The sequence below is a fragment of the Kordiimonas sp. genome (assembly GCF_048264555.1).
Classification (GTDB): Bacteria; Pseudomonadota; Alphaproteobacteria; order Sphingomonadales; family Kordiimonadaceae; genus Kordiimonas.
Genome location: NZ_JBLXCX010000009.1, coordinates 62,618 through 84,397, shown reverse-complemented (window position 1 = coordinate 84,397; position 21,780 = coordinate 62,618). Strand labels below are relative to the sequence as shown.

Genomic DNA, 21,780 nt, shown 5'->3' with positions numbered 1-21,780 from the left:
CACCACTCACACAAAGGCAAAGCAATGTCGACTTATTCTTTCGAGTTTGAAGGTCAGCCCGGCGTCGTCTTTTATTGCAACGCACGTTGCGATATCAACTGCTACGAAGGCGATAACTGCGACGTCGATTTTGGAGCCGTAACGGTTGCATCGGTCGTTTCCGAAACGGAAATTCGCGAGCGTGACAGCTTCGACGACGCGGCATTCTGGGCTGAAGTCGACGCGATCGCGGCGAAGCACGTCGAAGAAAACGAATTGAACTTTGCCGAACTGGCGGTTGAGCGAGAGTTTTGTTCGGTGGTTTTGGGGCGGGTGTAGAAAGAAAACGAATCGCTGCGATGTTCCCGAAAATGGTTTCGGGAACATCCACAAAATGCAACGAAAGGCACCACAATGATCGTCAGAGAAATCCTAACCGTCGCAATCCCATTCGATCGGTTCGACTGGTTTAATGATGCGAAAGACACGCGAAACTTTGTTCTCCGCGAGCCACCAAGCGAAGCCCGTGACAGTGCGCTGCGGTTCTTGGAGCTTGGGCAGAGTATGTATGACTTGCATGGCAGCCGTAGGCGTGACCTTCGCGAGATGTTGCCATCGCGGTTTTCGATGTGCAACGGTGTGCTAAGCATCGACAACCAAAACAATCGACTGCTTGAATGCCGTTGTGGTGCGGTCGGCGTTGCTGATCCTAGGCTGCGGATCTGCCCAGACTGCAAGCGACCTCCGATGGTCAATCTGGTCGACTGTGCCCATCCAGACCACAATTCAGAAGATGGGTGCGGTAATCCTGAATGTTTTAAGTATCACGGTGAATGAACCACAACGAAAAGGCAATCCAAGTGACAGACCAACAACGAATACTAAACCAGATCGATCGATGGGGAACGCTGCCGAACGGGCAGCCAGAACCCCACGAAATCAAGTTGATGCGGGCGATCATGCAACTCAGCGCATGCGTCGCCGATCAGAAACGAGTGATTGACGGCGGGCATCCGATCAGGCCGCTCGATTCGTACCCAGATCCGATGGCGTATTTTGAGGAAGAGTGATCGCAATGCCATACAAAGTAACCATCCGCCACGAACAAAAATTCGCCGTATACGGCCCCTGCTGGGTAGCCAGAGACGAAAGCGGCACTTGGCGATCGTATGCCAAGGAACACTTCGCAAGCACGGCAGCCGAAGCGGTCGCCGCAATGTTCCACGCCGACGAAATCGAATCGGTTGATGGTTGCGGGGATTTTGCGGTGGCTACTATCAACGAATAATGCAAACACGAAAACACGAAAACACGAAAACAATGAAAATCGAAGACAACAAAACAGTATGGGTCGCATGGCAAAACACTGACCGCACGGAAGGTCGCGGGCGGGAGTACCCGCTTGCCGTGTGCGAATCTCTTGAAACTGCCGTTCGGATCGGCGAGGGTGGAGGCGTTCAAGGCAGCGATTGCCGCGTCACCGAAGAATTGGCGGTGAAGGCCAATGGGAAATGGCTGTATCCGGGCCGACTGTTCCATGAAACGGCGGATGACAAGAAAAACAGGCAGGTTCGTGAAGCGAGAGAGTCAGCACTGGCCAAGGCAAAAGCTGCTGGCCTGTCGAATGAAGAACTAGCGGCATTGGCAGCAAGGTAACTAGTAAGCAGCCGGAAACTTCCCGAGAAATGAGCCACAATGAAACGATACAATCCAGAAATCAGCCACGGCCCATCGAACGTGGCCTACATGAAGGAATGCGAGAACGGCGAATACGTAAAGGCCGACGAATCCTTGGCTGGCAACGATCGCCGTTACATCCCCGTCATGCTTTCCGGTTTAAGCCGCTGCATCGAGACCGCGTTCGTTCACAGCGAAAGTTTCCTTGACGAATTTTGGCCGAAATGGCGAGAGGGCGGCATCGAAGGATTACACGAGTGCTACATGGCCAGCGAACGAACAAAGATCGTTGTCATGCGAGAGGATGGTGGCTTCATCACCCAAGCCATAAGCACGCAAGATTTTATTTGTTGGGTTGAGAGAACATTAAACGGGATCAAACAATGACAACACGCATCAGGTGGGAACATTACCAGAACGGCGACATCGCAACGCTCCACTCAGAAGAGAGGTTCTGGGATTCGGTGCACGCTTTCATTCACGCGACCGAACTAACCAGCAATCAACAGCGGCTTACCGATGATTTGTTGGCGATACATGGCGTCGTCGAAGCGACATTCAAGATGCACGAAATCCGCATCACGAAGGGCCGTGTCTTCACGTGGGAGGAAATCGCACCGCGTGTCGAGAGCGTGCTTTCCGAATGGTGTGGTCATGAAATCGTGAATGTAGGGCCAGTTCGCGGCAATCCGCAGGCTGACTGACATTTTCCGCGACTAACACTCCACTTCCTAGTGAGTGGATTCCGAAAGTCAGCCCGTTGCTACCGGGCTGGCTTTCATTTTTCAGCGCCCAATATCCCCAAAAAAACAGCCTTTACCCCGTAGGCGGGGAATTTGCTAGAATATCCCGTTTCCACCAAACAACGGGAGTAACGAGCGATGAAGGCAGCAATTTTTGTTCTGGGGTGTGTTCTGGTCGGCGCAAGTGCGGCTGGCGGGATGTACTTGGTCAACCGCGTCGCACCGAAAGAGGTGGCACCACTTCCACAGCCGCCGACGCTGGTTGGAAGTGCAGCAGAAGATATGTGCCAGATGATCGAAGTTGCTAATCAGCGTCGTCGATCTGGCGAAATGAATCAGGCACAATACGAAGAAGCCGTTGCGATGTTTTCCGGCATGTTTGTGCTGATGCAGGACGATGGCGAGTATGACATGAGTTTTATACTCAAAATCTTAGATGCATCCGTTGACGACGAATACAAATTCGACGTCAATGGCAAGGTCCGCGAACTCAAGGCAGCAGGGAAAATATAGTGGCCTAGCGATACCACTGCCACTGTCGCGATCCGTCGGCGTAAAACACCCACTGGCCACGAATCCCGCTAGCGACGCGGCGAACTTGCTTCGCCGTCCCCATGAATCCGGCATCTTGGTAAACGATTCGAGTTCGGCGACCGAACAATCCGCCGCGAACGCGGGTGGCGACTTGCTGCCCGGTGGCATATCCAGCACCGTATGCCGAGCCGGTTGATCCGCCAGCGTAGACGGTTCCGACCGATCCGCTGCCGACCGATCCGCCAGAGGCGTTGCCGTAACTGGAATATGCGCCGTAGTTGACGCTAACCGGTTGTGACCAGTATTGCACGCCTTGGGCGATGGCGACGGGAGCGGTAAGCAGAACGGCGATAATTGCGAGCGTTTTCATTATTTCAAACTTTCGATTGTTAGGGTTTTGAGGGTTGTGGTGGTTCGATCGTTACCGAACCACCGCACGATATTGGCAGTTTCCGCTTGCGCAACTGCCGGGAACGACTTCATAGACGACGCGAGTGCCGCCAGCCTGTACGCGAACCGATGTTCCGGCCTGAACTGCCGGTCGCTGTCGTGCCAGGCAGAACGGGCATCGGCAGCCGTCGTGAACGTATGGCTTCCCGGTTGTCTGGCAAACGCTTGCGACTTGCGTCGACGCGGCGTCGACGCCGCGTCGACGCGGCACACACTCACCATTGATACAATCGCAATCTGCACCGCACGGGCAGTCGGGCCCGCATGTTTCGCATCCGCCACTAAGTGCCGACAAAACACCCTGAATCTCGCTTAACATCGCGTTGCGTTCTTCGCGAATATCCCTTTCACGCTGTGTGATACTTGCGGCGCGGGCTTGCAGCGGGCTGGGTTGCGTCTGTTTCAGCAGTTCACGGCCCATCGTCAGCCATGCCTTTAGCCGGTCGATGTCGCCGGGAAACTGGCTTTGGCGATCAGTCAGCCGTTCCTCTTCTTCAAGGATCGCGGCGGCTTCGTTCAGCAAGATTTGTTCGTCCGCACTTTCGGCGATCGCCTTGGGTGCATCGTCTTGCAGCTCTCGCAAGCGTTGCAGGCGGTCAGAATCTTGAGCGACGGCGACGCCACAAATAAGCGTCAAAAAGATTGCCAGCGATTTCATTTGGTCACCTCGTAAAGTTCGATTTCTTTTGCGATTTTCGCGATCAGGTATTTCAGCCGATCCGATCGCGTTTCCAATTTCGGCTGGTAGATTTCGTGGCATTCAATCCGTTGCCCGTCGTTCATTACGACGACAACGTAAGGCATTCCCGAAAGCAATTCTTCGTCATACGTTCCGATGCGGCAGCCGAACGCCTGTGCAACCTCGAACTCAAAACCGTCTCGGTGCATTGCGACGCACGGCGGGCATTCAGGAATTTTCGTATAGAAAATGATCTCTTGGCAAAGCGGCAACGGTACGTCGGCTTGCTTTTCCGGCTTCGCTGCTACTTCCGGTTCAGACGCCACCGCATCAAGTCGCGGCGGCGATGCTCCAAGATCGATCAGCGGTGCGGGCTTCGGATTATCGAAGCTGCAACCGCCAGCCAGAATCAAAAATGCAATTGCTGCGAATTTCATCGTTCTGAATCCCCCACGATTCCATCGCCGCCAATAATTAGCGAGCGAAGTTTTTCGACTTCAAAAATTACCTGTGCGTTGCGGGTCGGGTCGCCAAGCCCCTCCGACTGCATCCACTGGTGTCGGCTTTTGATTTCCTCGCACGCGACCATCGACATTTTGATGTTCGGGAACCATGCCCGCTCAAACGGCGGTGTTTCGGGGTGAACGTAAGTCGATCGCTTTTGTCCGCCAAAAACCTTCGTTGTCGCTTTCTTCTTTGCCATTTGCTCGCCTTGTGTTGATTGGTCGCTGTTCGACGCCACGGTGATGATTAGCGATGTAACCGCAACGAACGCCAACGTGACCAGGAAATCTGCAAGTAAATTACGGTCGCCCATTAAATCGCCATCGCCTCAGTTACGCTTGTCGTCGCGGTAGATGCCGACGCAACGCGAACGGCGAACGATTCGTCGGGCCGTGCTTTGCTTTCCGCTAGCACCGACGTTCCGCCATCTTCCCATCGCTCCGTCCAACTGTTCATAATCCGAACGCCGAACTTGCCGTTACTGAGGATCACTGGATCGAGTGCATAGACAAGATGCCCCCACCAAAGCAGTCCCATCGTGCAGGGAATGCCGAGAATCAGATAGGTCATTAACCAATCGAAATCGAATTCAGGCAATTCGGTGTATTCGGCGATTGAATGCGTCGCCGCCGCTCGTTTCGTTGGTTCATCAAACCGCGACAGATGCGAAAGGCTGCGAGATTCTTCCGGCCAATCTTTATGTTCGTAGATTTCGCCGAACTTCTGCCACCCTTCGATGCCTTCGCCAGCCCAGCCCCCTTCATTGCGACCGTTTTTGATGCGTGCCGCAATCGATGCCGCAGAAAAGTGAATCGTAGGCAACCCGGCCTTTGCCCGTGCCATCATGTATGCGCCGACCAGCCCAAACATCCAGCAATAGCCGTTGCTGGCCTGATTCAGCACGGGAACCTTCATCTTTCGGTGAAGTTGCGAAAGCAGTGCCCCGTTCTGCTCTCGCTGCTGAATCAATTCGGCCCATTGGCTCCGTGGAATCTTTTGCAGATCCGACGCGATCGAATTGACGCCGCGAAGGCTCCCCAACGGTCGCTCGTTCCACGGGCGACCTGAAAAGCCGGTGCCAAGTCGCCCGTCGGCGTGCGTCGTATCGACCAACTTGCGAAAGTTGTTGTCATCCCAAACCGTTTCGTTGCGTCTGATCTTGCTAACAAACATTCTAGCGACCCTCCAAGATCGACAGTGCGGCGGAAGTGTCGGCTGGCAGTGGTGCCGCCGTGGTCTGTCCGCCATAACTCAAGGCCCACGCTGGTTTCGGCTGCGATTGCAACGCTTGCTGCAATTCAGCCCACTTGCCGGGCAGGTTGTGCAGTTGTGTCTGGTCTTCGTCCAAAACCAGAAGTTCAACACCGTTCTGGTCGCACCAGTCGCGGATTTTGACTGAATCGAGAATCAATCTTTGGTCGAAGGTGAGCGAGTTCCCGGCTTCCGACGGATCGGATTCGCAGACGATTAGCAGCGAATTCGTGACAGGAATGTCCGGCACCGAATCGCCATCTTCGCCACTAGCCAGAAACGACATGCCGACCATGAACACCACGCCGCAAAACGTCGCCCAGCCGAATAGAGCAATCAGCATTCCGCACCCGCTAGGGCGTTTGATTTGTTCTGCCTGTGTCACTTGAGATAACTCCTTCGCGAGTCGGTCGGCACGATCTTTTGGTTTTGCCGTTCCGGGTCGTGCGTCGTGTGCGATTGGATGATGTCGGATGATTGAAAACTTCGCGGTTGGTTGCCACTTGGAATCAAAACCCGCTTGCGACCGATGTAGATGTCTTCAGGTTCGATCCGCAGCCAATCCGCCACAACAAATCCGTGGTGCCGACTCCATCGCCAGAGGATCACTTGCGATATGACCGGCTTCATTTCGTACTTCGTCGCCCAGCCGTTCCAGATCTCTTTGCGACCATAGACGGTATTGATCTCGATACGATCAACAACGATCGCCTCGGATTTTCCGTGCGGCAGAACGCAAGCGATGGCGGCAAGGATCGGAAGCACGTCTATTCCTCCGCCGATTCCGGCTTGTAGCCTTTGCGGATCTCTTCAAGGAATTCGATCAGTTCCGGCATGTGGTTGATCTCTTCCGCGTAGAGCGTTCGCAAGTAGGCTTCACGCATCACGCCTTCGGGCGGAAGCAAACCGCGAATCGTTTTGTCCGCCACCCATCCGCTGAATTCGTCGGCTTGTTTTCCGATCTCGACCGCAATCTCTTTGCCCGCCTCTTCGCCCGTGACGCGACCAATAGCGACCGCCAGCAGCGAAACAACGCCAGGAATTCCGCCGTAGGCTCGCCAAAGATAGACGCCGACGCCGACAAAAAAAATAACGGTCATCGCAGTCGAAAACAGACTAGAAATACCAATCGTCGCCACGTCTTTACTTGTGAGTTCTGCCATTGCAATCGTCATTAGTTACCTCGGAAGCGGTCGTAGGCCGACATGGTGAAGTGAGTAAAGATCCAGCGAGCGAGCGGAACCGCAAGGCGAACAATCCGTTTGTCCGTGAACTCTGGTCCGGGTGGATCGATGCCGCGAACGATCGGTGCAATCTTGGCGTCAAAGAGTGCAAGCACCAACGCTTCGACAACGCTACGCTCGACAGATCGCGACGCGGCATCGGCTGCGTATTTTTCGGCTGACTCGCAGAGATTGACGGCTTCGCGAATTCCGCTAGCCCCAAGATCAGCTTCGAGCGAACCCGCGAAGCGTTGCAGGTGAATGCCCTCACTGGAATGCAGAATATTGCTCATCCGTCCCCCAGTTCTTCAATTGCGGTGTCATAGCACTCAGCAAATTTGCGTTCAAACATCGCTGAAACCTGCTGCTTTCGCATCGCAACGCCTTCGGTGCTGCCCCAGAACAAACTGACCAACTTCGGAATCACGAACCAAGCAACTTGCAGCCAGAAAAGAACGCCGAACTCAAGCCGAACCTGTTTTGACACTGCCGACCGTAGATCTGATTCGGTGCCGGTACACCCTTCGGCAGCAGCAACGCGGCGAATCAGCATGGTCAGAGCCATTTGCCTTTGAGAAGACTTATCCATTGTTGCCCTCCGCGACTCGCCCCGAATCGATGCCGGTCTCAGCCGACAATTGAGCAAGAATTGCGTCGCATTTAACGCGGCCCTTTACCGGCACTTCGTCGGCTTCAAGAAGTTGCCGAAGTTCGATCAACTGCGATTGCAGCGATAGGAGAATTTCGTCAGATCGCGACGCTTTGCCGTGGGCGATGGCGATCGGAATTCCGATCAATGTCCATGTTCTCGCACTTGCCCCGCCTGCCCCGGTGGAATTGCTAAGCAATCCGTCGGTTAGCTTTTTCCACCACGTCGCCATCGTTCCCCTCCCAAGTGAGAAAAGCGGCGAATCCGTTCGCCGTGAATCCGTTCAGATCTCAACGTATCGTAATGCAAGGGGCGTTGCAATAGGCAGGGGGGGTTCGGAACTACGCAGGCATCTCAATCCCGGTATTATACGGCATCACATCAATCACATATTGTGACTTGACGTACCCGACCCGAATCCGCGTTTGCCCCGAAGAAAGTTCATCGCCGTACTCAAACTTACCCTCGGTCGTGACGACAATTTCTTTGGCGATATTCGCCGACAGATCGTCGCCCGTCGTTAATTCACCAAGCGTTATCAACTGCAACCGTTTGCCGCTGACCGAATAGTTGATCGACACGCCAGCAATATCTAACTTGTCTTCATCCTCAGAGTCGGCAAGGTATCCGTCGCTGGTAACGGCACGCCCAGGCGGTATTGTTTCCTGGGAATTAACTTCGCGAAGCGAAGCATCAGATCCGTAGTAAACCGTCGTCGGTGTCAGCGTAAAAGCCATATCTGCGAATCCTTCCTAGCTTAAATCTTCAATCCACGCCGACGATGCGTTTGGCATCGCGACGGTTTTTGACCAGTGGGTGATGCCATTGTGTAGCAGTTTGATTTCGTATTTGCCTGTGCCTGTCGTGAAGTTTTCTTGTCGCACAAGTTCCAATTGAGCATACCCGCTAACATCGGTCGTGGTGGATGTTTTCGACTTACTCAGGATCATCGAATCGGCTGCGCTGTCGACGCCAAGGCTTGCCGTCACGCTCGCCCCTTCGACCGGCGTTCCGTTGAGTGCGAAGTAGACACGGGCAACGCAAAGCGTGGGGTCAGACGGCGTCGGCGGCGTGTTTGCCGTCATCTCATAGGCTTCGGTTGTGTCACCGCTAACCGTTAGCGTTGCCCCGCTAAAACTGTAGTCTTGCTTGGTGATAACCACAGTCCAATTCCCGTCATTCACAACATTAAACGTCGCAACGCCGTCACTGCCGGTCGTGGTTGCGTAGTTTTCGCTGTCTAGTGTGATTCGCACCGCAGCGCCGACAATAGGGTCGTCATCGGAATCGGTCACAGTGATTTCGACAGTCTTTGGCCCGACACCCGCCCCGTTGCTTTCGATCAGTTCGCCAAGTGCCTCCAGGCTTTCCGCTGTGTTGTCGTAAGTCGCCCCGCCGTCCGTCGCGTTAATCTCCGCAAGTGCTGTAGCGTCGGTTGACTTGCCAGCCAGCACACCAAGCAGCGAAGCCATCGATGTAATGCCGTCGAATAGCGTTGACGTGATTCGGCTAACTAGATTGCCAGTGTCGGTCTTAACCGCTGCGATGTCTGCGGCGATGGAGTCACCTGCGGGGGCACCGATGACGTCGGCGACCGCCGACGTCTTTTTGTCAACCACATGCCGAATCGGCCACACGACAAGATCCGAATCGCTCAGCACGATAACAGCTTCGGCCTCGTCAACGGAATCGCTAGCAGCACCAACGGCAGCATCGTTAAAATACAGCCCAGCCGCAGCGTTGACCACGCCGACCGACCCGGTAGCGTGGTTTGATGTGATCGACCCAGCCACAACCGCACCGCCCGGCACAACTGCCGACGCGACGCCGTTTGTGTAGGTGCGGTGGCCCGTGCTGGTGACGCCGGTGTGCAGTAGATCGGTCTTTGGCGATCCGCCCGATGTCGTGACCTGGTAATACAGTCGCGGCAACTGGCCTGGCTTGAGTCGCGGCCCGTGAATCATCGGCGAAAACCCGCCGACAGAACTGCTGTCATCGTCATCCGGTGCGCCGAACAAGTCAGCATAAAAAGCTTCTCCGAGCAACTTCATGCCATCCGCATCGTAGTGTACGTCATCGACCTTTAGAGTCATCTCGTCGGTGTCGATCCATGACATGTTAGGATCGACAGACCCGATGACCTCCTGATACCTTCGCACGCTAGCCACGCCGTCCTCGTTGAAGGTTGGGTCCTCTGCTCGAATCCGAGCGACGCAAAACTTTGCCGTTGCGTCGCCGACTTGCTCGCGGCATTTGTCAACAAAAACCTTCAGGTTTTCGCCGTACTCTGCGCCGTAGGTAGCACTTGTTGCGTCTTGCTCGCCTTGCATCCAGCACACACCCGCCAAATCGGGTCCGACCCCAGCGTTTAGCATGTCGGCTTCGACAGTCCACAGGTTGCGCAGCGCTAAGTTGAAATAGGATGACGCTGGGTCCCTGTCGATCGACCAAGACGTCGAGCCAGGGTCGGCGAGATACGTCGCGCCGATTGCGTATTTTGACAGGTACAGCGAGACGCTGTCGTCTTCCGCCATCCACGCCATCCCCATTTCCGGCCCAAAATCGGTGCTGGGTGCGTCGGTCTGATTGTTTGTGCCCATCACAAGGGGTGCAGTCGTCAGCGTGTTGCGACTGCTAACGTAGACGCCAGCGGGCGACGCATTTGCCTGGTCGGAGGCAGATAGGTTTGCAATTTTTGCACGCCCTTCTGCGTTGCTTTGCCCCCACACCGCCACCAGTTTTGCAGGTGTTGGGCAGTCCCGGTAATCGATGTAAAACGAGCGGGACGCTGACAGTTTACGAGCCATCAAATAGATCCGCTGACGCTCTGCATCTGTAAGCACGTCGCTAAAAGCCGCCGCCCAGGCGACGCCAAATTCCGAGCAACGGCTCGTCGTCGCCGAGTGCCGACCGCCGAGCCCGAGCTTTGTGTTGCTCGCCGTGGCAAGCTCCGCAAACAGCACGTACCAGCCTCCGCGATTCAGGCGATACGCCGACTGTCCGCTCGCTCTCGCATAGATCGGCACAACCCCCCTGCTGCTCGCTGTATGCACGGTGCCGGTTGGTCCAGCATCGGACGCAAGAATCCCGTTGCCTCCCGATCCGCCGTACGACAAGATAAAGCCAGAAGGCTCATCCTTTGCCACCCGGCACAGCATCGCCACAGTGCGAACGCCTGTGATGCTCGGCGTTTGGACAACGCCATCCTCTGTCTCTACACCCTTCGTCGTCCATGTGTAACCAGGGTCGGTAGGCGTGTCTAGGTCGATGTCATGTGCGCCGACTTCGTCCGCGACCGACGTTCCCGACCCCTCGCCGAAATGCCACTCTGCCAAGAGCGACCCGCTCGATGGGGACTCTAGTCTGTAATCTTCCCAGGCCATTGCTCACCTATGCTGCTGTTGACATGGCGTCCTGCGCCATGCTTGTCAGGAACGAACTGTGGAACCCTTCAGGCGATACCATCACGCCGCCGTTCCGATCCGAATGATTCTTAACCGAGCCGCGAGCACATGCAGCAAGTCAAATTCGCTGTTAGCAATATCCCCGCCAGTCGCTTTGACGTCGCGGACGTGCCGCGTATCCGCTCGCAAGATGTCGCGGATTTGCTCAGCGGTCTTTTCTTCCCAGCCGTCGACTGCCTGCCTGGATGGATTCGATTGTTACGTCTGTCATTATTCCGCAACCTCCACCGACTCAATCTTCAACCGCGTCGCGTCATGCCCCGCTTCAATCTTCCCGCCGATGCTAAAGGCCAGCACGACAATCACAATCAAAGCCGCCCCACCGATGCCCCACTTCACCATCTGCGTGCTGTTGTGCGTATTACTTCCGCCGTGGTCGGCGTACTGGCGGTAGTCAGGGCTCATGTTTTTAATCTCCGTTTTCGGCACCATATGAAATTGCATGACGTGGTCGCGGATCTGCCGCATGTCGTCGCGAACTTCGGCGTTCTGTTTCAATAGCGACTCATGCCGCAGTTCAACCTTCTGGTCAACCTTGTCGATGTGGTGAGTTACTTCGTCGATTTTGTCCCACTGGCGTTCGATGACTTCTTTCAGCGAGTTGACGGCGATGGCGATTTTTTCATCCATGCTTCTTTGCTTCCCTCACTGTGCGTTGAACACGATAAAGGACGTGCGCCGAAGTGATGGCACCCACGGAAAACAGTGCCACCCGCAGCGTCGAAGCAATGTTCGGCGTGATGCCGTGGAGCGTCACGATTTTCTGCCCCGCCACAGTGTTTAGCATCGAACACGTTGCAAAAGTCAGCGTGATGATGCCAACCACTGCTTCACCGACTTTGTCGCCAGCTAGTGCTTTGGCCATGTGGTTCTCGCCCCGCAGTCGCAAGAACCTGTACGCAACCCACGACGAAAACCCGACGCAGGCTAGGCCCCACGCGAAGGATGCGTATTGGTAGAAAAGCGTCCAGTCCATCAATCGATTGCCAGTTTGAACTATCCGCCCCCCGTGGCGGGATTGTACCGCGAAACGCGATCCTATTGCAACGCTCCTTGCAATAGCCGCCGCGACTCAATCTTTGCAATTGCAATCCCAACTACCGCCGCCGCTCCGCCGAACCTTGCGGCAGCCGCCGACAACTTGCCGCGATCCTCCGCCGCTTCGATTAACCATGATTCGACGTGTGGAATGTGTGATTTTGCCCAGTCGATTCCTAACCGATCCATGATCGCGGCGCGGTGTTTGCATTTGCAGCCAAACTTCGGCTTGATCCCAATCCTTGCCAGCGATACCGCAATAGTGGTTCCGACGCCCAACGGGTCGGGCTTCGGAACGCTGTAAAATTCGTCGCCGGTCGACTCATGGATCGTGCGCACGCCAAGCGAACCAATAATTTCCGCGTGCTGGCGGTCTGGTTCGATATGCAATTCCACGCGGCGCACGATCAGTGCGTCGGCTTTCCATACGGCAGGATCAAAGCCCGGCCTGTTCGGGGATGGCGGCAGATCGATCATTCGTAGGTGGCAATCATTCGGCTTAGCGTGCCGTCTTCGATGACCCTCAACCGGCTAGGCTTCCCCATCCACTTCTCAAGTTTCTTTTCCGTCACTGGGTCTTGCTTATGCGACTTGCATCGCCCAGCCCGCCAGCGGTAGGGAACCGAAACGATCAGAACGCCAGCGGTCTCCTTTAATCGCCGCACAAACGGCGGGATTGCTTCGTTCCGCAGATGTTCTAGCACTTGGCAGCATGTCACAACGTCGTAGCGTTCGCGGGGCAATTCGATTTCCGGCCACGATCCGACAAACAGTTCCGCTGGGAACGGATCGATCGGCGTCGCGTTCACTGCATGGCGGATTGAAAAGTCGCCAGTTAATACGATATCCGTGCCACCGCATCCAACGTCTAGGATGGATTCGCCGGGGCTGTATCGCAGAATTTCGCCGCGAACCGCCTTGTAGTAGTTCAGATGTTTTCGAGCTTCGGCGTAGCGGTTCCATTTATCAGCCATCTTCTTTTCTTCCTTCAAAAAACTCTCTCACTTCGCGATGCAGATCGGGCTTGTCGCTACACCATTCCAAGATTCCGTTTTCGTTGATTCGCGTATCTTTGCCGTGCTTGTATCGGCGACGTCGCAAAATATCCATTCGCGTATGGTGCTGGCGGTGCTTCTTGTCGCCATGCCATAAATGGATCACGTCAGAGTCGAGACAAGTGGCGTGGCGTTTCATTTTGCGGTAAATATCGGTGTCGCCGCCGCCGACGATTTTATGCACCGGAAACCCGCCAAGTTTTCGCAGCCAATCCGTTTTTGCCAGCCACGCCCCGCCCGGTGCCGATCCTCCCGACGTGGTGCCGTTGGTGATTTTCTTTTCGCCGCTTTGTTCCGGTCGGATGAATCGGCGGAACAATTGCACGGCATGGGTGCGGTCATCCAGCAGGCCGATTGCATTACTGAGCCAATTAGTATCTTGCCAAATCATGTCGTGGTCTGACCAGACAAAGTAAGGAGTCGTGCAATTGGTAAGCAGCAGATTGCAAAGCGGCTCTTTCTGCCACATTAGATTTCGCGACCGCGTACCGCGAACGACGACAGATCCCTCGATTTCGGGTTCATCATCATCAAAAACCAATTCGTAACAGATTGGCTTTTGCGGAAGCGTCGGCAGCCATTCGTAGTAGGTTTCGCGGAGGCGGCGATACTTGCAAGGGTTGTAGTGGATTGTGGTTAGGGTGACGTCGGAATGGGCGTCGGTGGAGCGGAACGTGAGATGATCCCCCACCAGTTTCTTTGGCGACGGAACACTGGCTTTAGCTTCCGCAACAACCTTTTCGATTTCCGACGCGACCGCTTTAGTTTGTTCCGATCGCGTCGCCCCGAACTCTTTCAGTGCGTGCCGGTTTGCGTTTCGCACGATTTGTTTTGCTGCCATTGAGATGTCGACTGCGAGCCCTGCCGAATCCATCGCGGCAACAATCCCACGGCATTCCTCACACCCTCGGTGCATGTCCAGGGCGGGGAACTTTCTGGCGAAGCGAGCGCCGACATGGTGATCGAAGTAAACTGCCATCACCAACTCACAGTGCAAGTCCCGCCGCCGCCAGGCGGGGTGGGGTCTGACGGGAAATGAGGCGGCGCTGCGATCGGATCAAGCGAATGGGATTGAGGGGCTTCGGTTAACTCCCCGTCGATTTCACCTCGCCACGCCCATCGGTACTCAGCGGGGGATTTTTCATCAAACAAAACAAGGATGATTGTCTTGTCTCTGCTGGCATCCCACGACAGAAATACCCGAAAGTCCCAGCTAGTTGAAGATGTTCCGCCAGTCCACGTCGGGGTGTGCGTCGAGCAGTGTTCAGAAAGCCCGCCGTCAAAATCGTGACTCCCGTTCCCGCCGGATATATTCACTGCATCCTGAATCCTATGCAGCCCCTTCTCTGGGCCGACTGGATAAGTTCTGACACTGGTGCTGCCAATCACCCATTCACCGGCGAAATCGTCCCAGTTATAGAATGCGCCATCAAGTTCCGCCCACACCTGAGTGTATTCGTAACTGAACCCAAGCATGGGTGGCGGGATGTCGTTTGTCCCATCATTCAGGTCATCAGAGTACGACCCGACAACCTTGCCTGCGTATCCTGTCAGTGGAACTTTCTTGCCTTCAAGTCCCAGCTCGATATCCATCGTGACCGACCACCCTAACTCCTCAGCCTCGACGAACCCCGAACCCCATGCAGGGGCTTGGTAGCAGAGCTGCGTTATCCGCATTTCGCCAAGCGTTACCGCAGTGTCGCCGGTTTCAATTGAGATCCTGTCGCCGACCAAACCGTAGACGCCAGACTCGGGCGATGCGTCCCAATCGGCGACCTGCTGCCACTCCGACCAATCACTTGGCGTGCCAGGCTTAATCAGCATGTGCGGCCCCCAGGCGTGGCATGACACGCCACCGTTTCGCGATCGAACATCGCCGCTGGCGTCGTATCCGTACCCCTCCGCATCGCTGGCGTATTTGAAAAACTCGCGAGCGATCACGGCCTGCCCTGCGTCGACCGAAACGCTTCGCTTGCGAAATGGATAATCAAGGCGGGATGCCAGCGGGTAATAGAAGTCGGTGAACGGCCCCATCCAGTATTGTTTATTTTCCGGTGCCCAATAGATCCTTGCGCCAAGTTCCATTCCGCTGGGCTTCAATAGCGCGTATTGGCCGGTATCACCAACCAGATCACCGCCACTGTAACCAGAGTTCTCAAACAATATCCTCACGTCGCCAGCAAGTGACGACGGCAAACCAACAACCAAAGCCTCTTCCGATTCGTCAGTCCATTCATAGACACGAGTGAGTCGAGTGTTTGCGTAGATTGTGACAGTGCCGTCTCCGTTAACAAGCAGCGATCCACTTTCGACCGTCCAGCCTACTGCCCCGCCTTCGCCGTCATCGACCCACGGCAGGGTTTCAATGATGCAGTCGTCGGCAGATCCCCCACAACAACACTTCCCCGGCGAATTCCGAAAAACACTCATTCCCCGGCCCCGTCACAATACTCAACATCAATCACCCACCCACCAGGCGTCAACTTCACCTGCATGTATTTGAATTCGTGATCCGCAGCCCCTTCGATCGCCGCCCCGTAGTGCAGTACGTCGATTTCCACCTCTTCCAATTCATCATCTAAATCGATCGCCAGTGCGCCGCCGTCGCCTTGGATGTATTTTTTGCACGCCGTGACGCTTGGCGTTGCGCCGCTATCAGTTGCCGCTGCGATTCCGGCATCGGGGATTTTTACGAAAGCTGAATTTTCAGCAGGAACCCACCAAGTGACAGCGAACGAGTTATGGGTATGAGCCCAGAGTTCGGTACCTTCGGGGATGTATGCGCCGGAGATGTTAAAAACGTACCCGTCGTAATCCTTGGGCGACTTATTGAACGATACGACGTTGGATTCGCCGGGGGCGTCGTCTTCGGTGCTGGCGTGGGCAAACTGGACCCACTTGATGCGATACATATTGGGAGCGTCGCCGATCTCGGGGTAGTCGTCTTCTGCACCTCCCTTTACTGTTTTTGCAAAACGCAAGCCGAAGTTCGTAGGTGTAGTACCGCCCTGCATTGAGTTGAGGATCTGTCGCTCAACATTAAAGCCATCCATGCCGCTGGTGCGCAGCGGCGACCCCGGTTGCAGCATCGGCAGTAACGGGCGACTAGACAGTTCCACGAACCTACCCCTTAGAACTTGATATTAAAAAGAGGGTAGAAGCTATTTGCGAGCGGGTACGACGTGTCGCCGTCAGGAACTTCCGTCAGCAGCCGATCCCAAGTCTTTCCGCTGCCTGGATTCGGTCGATAGATATGGTTCCACCCAATCCCTTCACCCGCTTCGTTCTTCAGCAGTCGTCGGCGGAACGTCAATCCGAGGGTTTGCCGCAGTTCACCCGTAGCGTGCGCCGTGTTTGTTGTGTCGGCACCCACGAATAGAACCGATTCGGCATCGGCACCAGGAAACAGTTTGTTTGTGTCGCTGAACTTGTTTTTATTTACATGACCAGCAAGTTCCGCGATCTTCGCTTCAGGGACCATGCTCTTGCGAATGCGAGGGTACTCGATTCGGTACTCGATAAACGGAACAACTTGGGTAGCTAAAAAGCCGTCTGGCACTGGGTCATTGGGATCTCCCGTCTCCCACTTCATCGCCCAATCTGGCTTTAGCAGAGTGTCTGTCCCGAATGTCCGCGTAATCTTGGCGATCTCAGCGTTACCGGTCTCAGGGTCATCCGGCTCATCTTCGCTTTCGCCACCGTTTCCGCCGTCGCCGTAATCAAGCCGGGCGTAGGATACAGTCGCTTTATATGCTTCGTAAGCCGCGACATCGCCTTCACCGTCGGAACCACAGATCGATCTCGATTCTTCGCCCTGGAACGGCACAATATCAACCGTGTCGACGTAGGCGCGGAACGAGGTGTTAATAAAACGCCCCGGCGTTATTTGGTTGTTCGGGAAGCAATCGCCTAAGAAATCAAAGATCGCCGCGTTTGTCGTATCAATTTCCCCGTCGTCGATATTGGGGATTTTGAACGATCGCGTGAGCGTGATGTTCTTCCGGTCAATCTTAAATTTGAAATCCGTCAACTCTTCCCAGTTGCCAGTTCCTTCTACTGTCACTTTCGCCACTGCTAATCTCCATGAACCGCGACGGGTGTGTTGGCTGCGACAGCATCTCTTACGCCGTTGACTGCCTTGATGTTGTCTTCTGCGAGCTTGTTGTTTTGCTCCATGAGTTTCACTTCTTTGCGAGGCTTTAGCTGCTCTTGGAAATAGCGATTAAGGCCAGCGGTTTCCATGAACTTTGCAGCCAGAGGTTCCTTGGCTTTCGCTGCCTCTTCCTTTTGCTTGATTTCAGGTGCCGGAGGTTCAGGGGTGAGTGGCTTGTCGGCCAGGCCGTCGCCTTTGATTTTGTCAACAACTCGTTCTAACTCCCGCTTGTCCGCCCTTTCGCTAGCTTTATTGGCAATCTCGGCCATGCGGGCAAGGAACTTATCTTCCGCATCCTTCATTCCGCTGACAGTTTTGTTGTCCAGCTTGATCCCTAGTGCCTTCGCGACGCTATCGGCGACGGCCTGTGAGTTATGGGCGATTCGGTCGTTCTGCTGGTTCTCGTATGTGTCTGCGAGGTGTTCACGGAAGTTGGTATTACCAACCACCGCACTAGCGTCTTCTTCGCTGGTCCCGAACGTTGTAAAAACGCCTTTCTGGAAGTCCTTTAGGTAACTGTTGAACTTCCCGGCTGTAGTGAATCCTGCCTTTTCAAGCAGGTTAAGTTTCCAGTTGCCACCAGCGACGAATGAGTCGGCAACCGCGTGCGACGCTCCATCCTTGCCACCTAACGCCATCGGCATCGTCTTCATCGAGACCTTTAATGCTTCAATCAGCCCCTTGCCGATCGCCGTTCCGATTGCAACGCCTGTCTTAATACCCTGAGCAGTCAACATGGAGAACATCCCAGCCGACGCGGCTGTCGCGTATTCCATGGCGGCGGCGAACGCCGTTTTGAAATCGTCTGGCGACTCTGACATGACTTCGAGCCATGCCACGGCGTCGGCGATCGATTCAGATAGGCCGTCGAGGCTGCCGTCTCCGAGTCCGACGAACTTAAGAGCGGCTTCGCCCGCCTTGGTTGCCATCTCGGTTAACAGGCCGACGGTTCGGGATGCAGCGTCGACGATCCGGTCGAAGCCTGCGGTGTCGGTCCACGCGACAAGGTTGGTTAATTTGAGTGTTGCCAGTTCATAGAATGGTTGCCCGATTTTCTTCATGGCGACTTGCCACACGTCGCCCAAAGTCGAAATCAGCCCCTCGTATTTCTTCGACAACTTGTCCATCGAGTTGCCGTACTTCTTATTCATCCCTTGCAGGATCGCATCGAGCACTTGGTCAATCGTCAGTGCACCCGACTCAATCGCCTCATTGATGCCGTCTAGCTCCATCCCGAACGCTTCACGAAGCATCTTCTGTGCGCCAACGTTGTATGTCCCGTCTAGTTGCAGACGCACATCTTGGGCATTGAGTTTTCCAGCCGCCTTGATTTGCCCCATTACCCGCGAGATGCCCTGAACGCTAACCTGCATCCCCTGGCTTGAATTCGCAGCCGCGTTACCGATGGAATTCATCATCGGAATCAACTTCTCGCCCTCGAATCCGTAGTTCTTCAGCATCACTACGGCGTTTGCGAGATTTTGCGTATCGAACGGGGTCTTTGCGGCCATCTTCAGAACACGAGCGTACATCACTTCTGCGTTGTGAATGCTCCCCATCGACGCTTCGAGCTGAACCATCGTGCGGTCGTAGGCGGCCCCGGCTTTGATGAACTGTCCAGGCAAACCCAATACGGCACTCCCGGCGCGATGAATTCCGTTAGCAACCGTATTGAAGAGTGCATTGCCCCCAGCAAATCCGAATCCGAACGTGACGCCCTTGGCAGCAAGCCGGGTCAGTTGCGAGATAATGCTTTTCGATTTCGCAGCAGCCCGTTCTAATCCCGACGTGTCGCCAGTGATGCGGTTAGTGACGACGCGGCCACGAACTGGCGGCAGCGGAATCCGCGGCAGTGCCCGCATTCGTTCGATCCCTCGTGTGTAGTCGACGAACGCACTGCTGACTGCATTCCGAAAACCCGCACGGTTCGCGATGCGAAGATTGACGCCCACCCTGCCATACCGCTGCGAAAACCGCTCAATCATCCGTGCGGCTTCACGCAGTCCAGACCGCAGCCCGCGATTGTCGGTTGCAACGCGAACGCCGCGAGGCCGACCGCTGTCACTTCCCGCAGCCCGATTCAGTGCCGAATTGTTCGCACCGAACTGCACCCGCTGACGGCCATGCCTCTGCATGAATTGCCGGATGATTCGCTCGGCTTCGCTCACTCCACGTTTAACGCCTGAAACGTCGGCACCGATCCTTACTCCTTCCCCTACTTTAAGTCTGGCAGTTGATCGGCGGCGGACTCTATCGTGTTCCGCGACATTCGCAGTCGCCCTAGCACGTTTCTGCGCTGGCGATTCAGATGACCGTCGCTTTGCAAGTGCATCGAATTCCTTCCAGTCGAACTTTGGTTTCGATGCAGCGTGTTTGGTGGCTGAAGCCCCTCCAATCTTGACCGTATGCAACCCGGCTTTCTTGGCGAAGTCAGCCAGGAGTCGCTCGCTCTCCTTCAGGACTCCCTTCAACCCCGAATTATCACCACCAATCTTCAGCGTCTTGCCGGTGAACTTCTGCGCGAACTTGCTAAGCAAACCCTCGCTGCCGCGAATCGTGGCACGAAGCCCCGAATTCTCGCCAGTGATATAGACCACGCTTCGAGCTAAAACGTCGGTCATTTTTGTTTGCTCCGTTGATTCCGTTCACGCAGTTTCTTAGCAACCGCTTCGGGCGACGCTGTGCCGAAGGCTTGGCGTCGCTGCTGTTCCAGTTCGGCGTTGATTCGGCGAAGTTTCGCAGGGTCAGTTTTCGCCGCTCTTTCCTGTGCCTCACTTGTCGGCGTCGGTTCGCCGCTCGACTTCTTACCACGGCGAGCTAGCAAGTCGATGTAGTGGTCGGCTTGCGGTATCGTTAACTTTCCAATATCACTTCGTCGCCACCCGTAGCCACCGCCGCCGAATCCGTCGGGAGGGATGGAGAGGATGTCGTAGTATTGGCTGAGTCGGATTCCGCCGTTCCCGCTTCCGGTCCCGGCGTCACCTCGTTTTTTGTGTCGCCCTCGTCTTCAGATTCTTTGGGCATGTCGCGGATAAAGTCGAAGCCGCTGCGAGCGTAGAACTCCAACAAGTTTTTGTCGCGGAGTTTGCCGCCAAACGAAGTATCCGAAAGGTCCAGCCATTTGCGGACCATGCCGCCGTCGACCGTCGTTCGCTGGGTCGATCGCGGAACTGCCCCTTCCTGAATCGCCAGCACTTGAGCCTTGCGATTCGTCAGGCACCACTGAATAAAACCAGTGGCACCGATAAATGTTGAATCGAGGCGGCGGTTGGCATCTTCGGTCACCCGATAGGCAACTTCGTCTGCCATCCCTTCTGCTGCCATGTACGCCAGTTGCAACTGTGACGCTTTGTAATGCGACAGCAACAGTTCCATTTGATCCAGCGACAGCGGCTTTAGCTCGCACGTCAAAAAATCCTCGCTGTCGCCGATCTGACACACGATCGGCGACGCTTGCTTATCAACTTCTTTCACGCTCCCCACCCTCCGTAGTGATTATGATCCTGCTACCGTCTGATCCCATTCGGGTTCTTCGTTGTCGGCGTCGACGACGATTCCCCAGTCCATTGTCCACGGCTGAACCTCGCCCTCTTCGATATCCGCTTCCAGGTCGATTTTGAGAATCTTGATCGACATTGCGTGATATGTCCCGCCGGTACGGGTGTCGTGGTAAAAATTCATCCGCTGAACGTCGCCAACGTCGATCTGGGTAATGATTGGGTTGTCAGGATCAAAGACCCCCTCAATCGTTCCCGTCACGTCAAGCCGACCGCCCGAGGGCCGCGACTTGTAATCACCCGTCTCGCACGAGGCGTAGGTGATGTCGTTGATTGTTTTGCTGATTGTCCATTTTCGTGTTTCGAGCAGATTGCTTCCGCCGTCCAACTCTGCACACGCGTATCGGCCCGAAATAGCGCCCATTGCTTGGGGTTCCTTTGTTTCTAGGACTCCCCCCCCAAGTCTCGAAATTGTATCTGTTCAAGTTTTTTATTGCAACGAGCGTTGCAATAGCCTAACGGAACGGCTGGCGACGCAAAGAAAATGCAACGGGCGTTGCAATTGGGGCTTGACTGGGTGGCGGTGGAATGTAATATTCGACTGCCTAACGTAGAACGCGTGGGTTAACCTGGAATCAAGAAAGGGAGGTGTGCCATGTGACGCGGAAGAGAGACGACGACGGTCGGGCGGTGCCGTCAACGGATAAGCCGCCAATCTTGCGTCGTTAGCTCAGTGGCAGAACGATGGAAGTTGCAACCGCGATTGGTTGCTGTGTGCCGAAGATCGCGAACATGGCATGTGCAGCCGAATTATCGCGACGGAAACCATAGGCGGATGTTCGATTCATCCACGACGCTTTTAGGTTCTTCAGCGAAAGGAAACA

General features: G+C 55.2%; 31 protein-coding genes and 1 tRNA gene. 8 read left to right on the top strand and 24 right to left on the bottom strand.

The features are described 5' to 3' along the window. The first annotated feature begins 24 nt into the window (after positions 1 to 24). The 7 genes from ACN0XZ_RS17900 (at position 25) to ACN0XZ_RS17870 (ending at position 2,912) form a co-directional block, all read left to right on the top strand. Positions 25 to 318, top strand: coding sequence for a hypothetical protein (locus ACN0XZ_RS17900; protein ID WP_417459180.1), 294 nt, complete (start codon positions 25 to 27; stop codon positions 316 to 318). 521 nt (positions 319 to 839) lie between these two features. Next, a complete protein-coding gene (locus ACN0XZ_RS17895) occupies positions 840 to 1,049 on the top strand; it encodes a hypothetical protein (protein WP_417459179.1) in 210 nt (69 codons plus the stop codon). A 5-nt stretch (positions 1,050 to 1,054) separates the two neighbouring features. Continuing rightward, positions 1,055 to 1,267 carry a hypothetical protein gene (locus tag ACN0XZ_RS17890; RefSeq protein ID WP_417459178.1) on the top strand — a complete coding sequence of 71 codons (213 nt, stop codon included), beginning with the start codon at positions 1,055 to 1,057 and terminating at the stop codon, positions 1,265 to 1,267. A 32-nt stretch (positions 1,268 to 1,299) separates the two neighbouring features. Next, positions 1,300 to 1,635, top strand: coding sequence for a hypothetical protein (locus ACN0XZ_RS17885; RefSeq protein ID WP_417459177.1), 336 nt, complete (start codon positions 1,300 to 1,302; stop codon positions 1,633 to 1,635). Between the two features lie 39 nt (positions 1,636 to 1,674). Beyond that, positions 1,675 to 2,043, top strand: coding sequence for a hypothetical protein (locus tag ACN0XZ_RS17880; protein WP_417459176.1), 369 nt, complete (start codon positions 1,675 to 1,677; stop codon positions 2,041 to 2,043). Further along, positions 2,040 to 2,360, top strand: coding sequence for a hypothetical protein (locus ACN0XZ_RS17875; RefSeq protein WP_417459175.1), 321 nt, complete (start codon positions 2,040 to 2,042; stop codon positions 2,358 to 2,360). Before ACN0XZ_RS17880 ends, ACN0XZ_RS17875 begins: the two co-directional genes overlap by 4 nt. A 177-nt stretch (positions 2,361 to 2,537) precedes the next feature. After that, complete coding sequence (locus ACN0XZ_RS17870; protein WP_417459174.1) at positions 2,538 to 2,912, top strand: hypothetical protein; 375 nt, start codon at positions 2,538 to 2,540, stop codon at positions 2,910 to 2,912. A gap of 4 nt (positions 2,913 to 2,916) precedes the next feature. On the opposite strand, the gene ACN0XZ_RS17865 is transcribed toward ACN0XZ_RS17870, so the two are convergent. The 24 genes from ACN0XZ_RS17865 to ACN0XZ_RS17750 form a co-directional block, all read right to left on the bottom strand. Continuing rightward, positions 2,917 to 3,303: a hypothetical protein gene (locus tag ACN0XZ_RS17865; protein WP_417459173.1), complete on the bottom strand. Its 387-nt coding sequence runs from the start codon at positions 3,301 to 3,303 to the stop codon at positions 2,917 to 2,919. A 51-nt stretch (positions 3,304 to 3,354) separates the two neighbouring features. Continuing rightward, the gene (locus ACN0XZ_RS17860) at positions 3,355 to 4,041 is read right to left on the bottom strand and encodes a hypothetical protein (protein ID WP_417459172.1); all 687 of its coding nucleotides are present in this window, start codon (positions 4,039 to 4,041) and stop codon (positions 3,355 to 3,357) included. Then, positions 4,038 to 4,499 carry a hypothetical protein gene (locus tag ACN0XZ_RS17855; RefSeq protein WP_417459171.1) on the bottom strand — a complete coding sequence of 154 codons (462 nt, stop codon included), beginning with the start codon at positions 4,497 to 4,499 and terminating at the stop codon, positions 4,038 to 4,040. Before ACN0XZ_RS17855 ends, ACN0XZ_RS17860 begins: the two co-directional genes overlap by 4 nt. Further along, entirely contained in the window at positions 4,496 to 4,879 is a 384-nt protein-coding gene (locus tag ACN0XZ_RS17850) for a hypothetical protein (protein WP_417459170.1), read from the bottom strand. Before ACN0XZ_RS17850 ends, ACN0XZ_RS17855 begins: the two co-directional genes overlap by 4 nt. Then, positions 4,879 to 5,739, bottom strand: a complete 861-nt coding sequence (locus ACN0XZ_RS17845) for a hypothetical protein (protein ID WP_417459169.1) — start codon at positions 5,737 to 5,739, stop codon at positions 4,879 to 4,881. The genes ACN0XZ_RS17850 and ACN0XZ_RS17845 overlap by 1 nt, the downstream gene beginning before the upstream one ends. 1 nt (position 5,740) lies before the next feature. Beyond that, on the bottom strand, positions 5,741 to 6,202 hold the full coding sequence (locus tag ACN0XZ_RS17840; RefSeq protein ID WP_417459168.1) for a hypothetical protein: 462 nt from the start codon (positions 6,200 to 6,202) through the stop codon (positions 5,741 to 5,743). Beyond that, the gene (locus ACN0XZ_RS17835; RefSeq protein ID WP_417459167.1) at positions 6,199 to 6,582 is read right to left on the bottom strand and encodes a hypothetical protein; all 384 of its coding nucleotides are present in this window, start codon (positions 6,580 to 6,582) and stop codon (positions 6,199 to 6,201) included. The genes ACN0XZ_RS17840 and ACN0XZ_RS17835 overlap by 4 nt, the downstream gene beginning before the upstream one ends. A 2-nt stretch (positions 6,583 to 6,584) precedes the next feature. Continuing rightward, a complete protein-coding gene (locus tag ACN0XZ_RS17830; protein ID WP_417459166.1) occupies positions 6,585 to 6,992 on the bottom strand; it encodes a hypothetical protein in 408 nt (135 codons plus the stop codon). Then, positions 6,992 to 7,333, bottom strand: coding sequence for a hypothetical protein (locus tag ACN0XZ_RS17825; RefSeq protein ID WP_417459165.1), 342 nt, complete (start codon positions 7,331 to 7,333; stop codon positions 6,992 to 6,994). Before ACN0XZ_RS17825 ends, ACN0XZ_RS17830 begins: the two co-directional genes overlap by 1 nt. Next, complete coding sequence (locus ACN0XZ_RS17820) at positions 7,330 to 7,629, bottom strand: hypothetical protein (RefSeq protein WP_417459164.1); 300 nt, start codon at positions 7,627 to 7,629, stop codon at positions 7,330 to 7,332. Before ACN0XZ_RS17820 ends, ACN0XZ_RS17825 begins: the two co-directional genes overlap by 4 nt. After that, positions 7,622 to 7,921, bottom strand: coding sequence for a hypothetical protein (locus ACN0XZ_RS17815; protein ID WP_417459163.1), 300 nt, complete (start codon positions 7,919 to 7,921; stop codon positions 7,622 to 7,624). The genes ACN0XZ_RS17820 and ACN0XZ_RS17815 overlap by 8 nt, the downstream gene beginning before the upstream one ends. A 109-nt stretch (positions 7,922 to 8,030) precedes the next feature. Next, on the bottom strand, positions 8,031 to 8,426 hold the full coding sequence (locus ACN0XZ_RS17810; protein ID WP_417459162.1) for a hypothetical protein: 396 nt from the start codon (positions 8,424 to 8,426) through the stop codon (positions 8,031 to 8,033). 15 nt (positions 8,427 to 8,441) lie between these two features. Next, a complete protein-coding gene (locus ACN0XZ_RS17805) occupies positions 8,442 to 11,024 on the bottom strand; it encodes a sialate O-acetylesterase (protein WP_417459161.1) in 2,583 nt (860 codons plus the stop codon). Positions 11,025 to 11,363: 339 nt separating this feature from the next. Next, positions 11,364 to 11,783: a hypothetical protein gene (locus ACN0XZ_RS17800; protein WP_417459160.1), complete on the bottom strand. Its 420-nt coding sequence runs from the start codon at positions 11,781 to 11,783 to the stop codon at positions 11,364 to 11,366. Then, a complete protein-coding gene (locus ACN0XZ_RS17795; RefSeq protein WP_417459159.1) occupies positions 11,776 to 12,018 on the bottom strand; it encodes a hypothetical protein in 243 nt (80 codons plus the stop codon). The genes ACN0XZ_RS17800 and ACN0XZ_RS17795 overlap by 8 nt, the downstream gene beginning before the upstream one ends. 173 nt (positions 12,019 to 12,191) lie before the next feature. Continuing rightward, positions 12,192 to 12,668 (bottom strand): hypothetical protein, encoded by a 477-nt coding sequence (locus ACN0XZ_RS17790; protein WP_417459158.1) that lies wholly within the window; start codon positions 12,666 to 12,668, stop codon positions 12,192 to 12,194. After that, positions 12,665 to 13,183: a class I SAM-dependent methyltransferase gene (locus tag ACN0XZ_RS17785; protein WP_417459157.1), complete on the bottom strand. Its 519-nt coding sequence runs from the start codon at positions 13,181 to 13,183 to the stop codon at positions 12,665 to 12,667. Before ACN0XZ_RS17785 ends, ACN0XZ_RS17790 begins: the two co-directional genes overlap by 4 nt. Next, positions 13,158 to 14,225 (bottom strand): hypothetical protein, encoded by a 1,068-nt coding sequence (locus ACN0XZ_RS17780; RefSeq protein ID WP_417459156.1) that lies wholly within the window; start codon positions 14,223 to 14,225, stop codon positions 13,158 to 13,160. Before ACN0XZ_RS17780 ends, ACN0XZ_RS17785 begins: the two co-directional genes overlap by 26 nt. Further along, positions 14,225 to 15,676, bottom strand: coding sequence for a hypothetical protein (locus ACN0XZ_RS17775; protein WP_417459155.1), 1,452 nt, complete (start codon positions 15,674 to 15,676; stop codon positions 14,225 to 14,227). The genes ACN0XZ_RS17780 and ACN0XZ_RS17775 overlap by 1 nt, the downstream gene beginning before the upstream one ends. Beyond that, a complete protein-coding gene (locus tag ACN0XZ_RS17770) occupies positions 15,673 to 16,365 on the bottom strand; it encodes a hypothetical protein (RefSeq protein ID WP_417459154.1) in 693 nt (230 codons plus the stop codon). Before ACN0XZ_RS17770 ends, ACN0XZ_RS17775 begins: the two co-directional genes overlap by 4 nt. A gap of 11 nt (positions 16,366 to 16,376) precedes the next feature. Further along, complete coding sequence (locus ACN0XZ_RS17765) at positions 16,377 to 17,318, bottom strand: hypothetical protein (RefSeq protein ID WP_417459153.1); 942 nt, start codon at positions 17,316 to 17,318, stop codon at positions 16,377 to 16,379. 2 nt (positions 17,319 to 17,320) lie between these two features. Beyond that, entirely contained in the window at positions 17,321 to 20,020 is a 2,700-nt protein-coding gene (locus tag ACN0XZ_RS17760) for a tape measure protein (RefSeq protein WP_417459152.1), read from the bottom strand. A 232-nt stretch (positions 20,021 to 20,252) separates the two neighbouring features. After that, the gene (locus tag ACN0XZ_RS17755) at positions 20,253 to 20,873 is read right to left on the bottom strand and encodes a hypothetical protein (RefSeq protein ID WP_417459151.1); all 621 of its coding nucleotides are present in this window, start codon (positions 20,871 to 20,873) and stop codon (positions 20,253 to 20,255) included. Between the two features lie 21 nt (positions 20,874 to 20,894). Further along, positions 20,895 to 21,320 (bottom strand): hypothetical protein, encoded by a 426-nt coding sequence (locus ACN0XZ_RS17750; protein WP_417459150.1) that lies wholly within the window; start codon positions 21,318 to 21,320, stop codon positions 20,895 to 20,897. Positions 21,321 to 21,615: 295 nt separating this feature from the next. Between ACN0XZ_RS17750 and ACN0XZ_RS17745 the strand changes: the two genes are divergently transcribed. Then, positions 21,616 to 21,754: transfer RNA gene (locus ACN0XZ_RS17745), tRNA-OTHER, on the top strand. Positions 21,755 to 21,780: the final 26 nt, after the last annotated feature.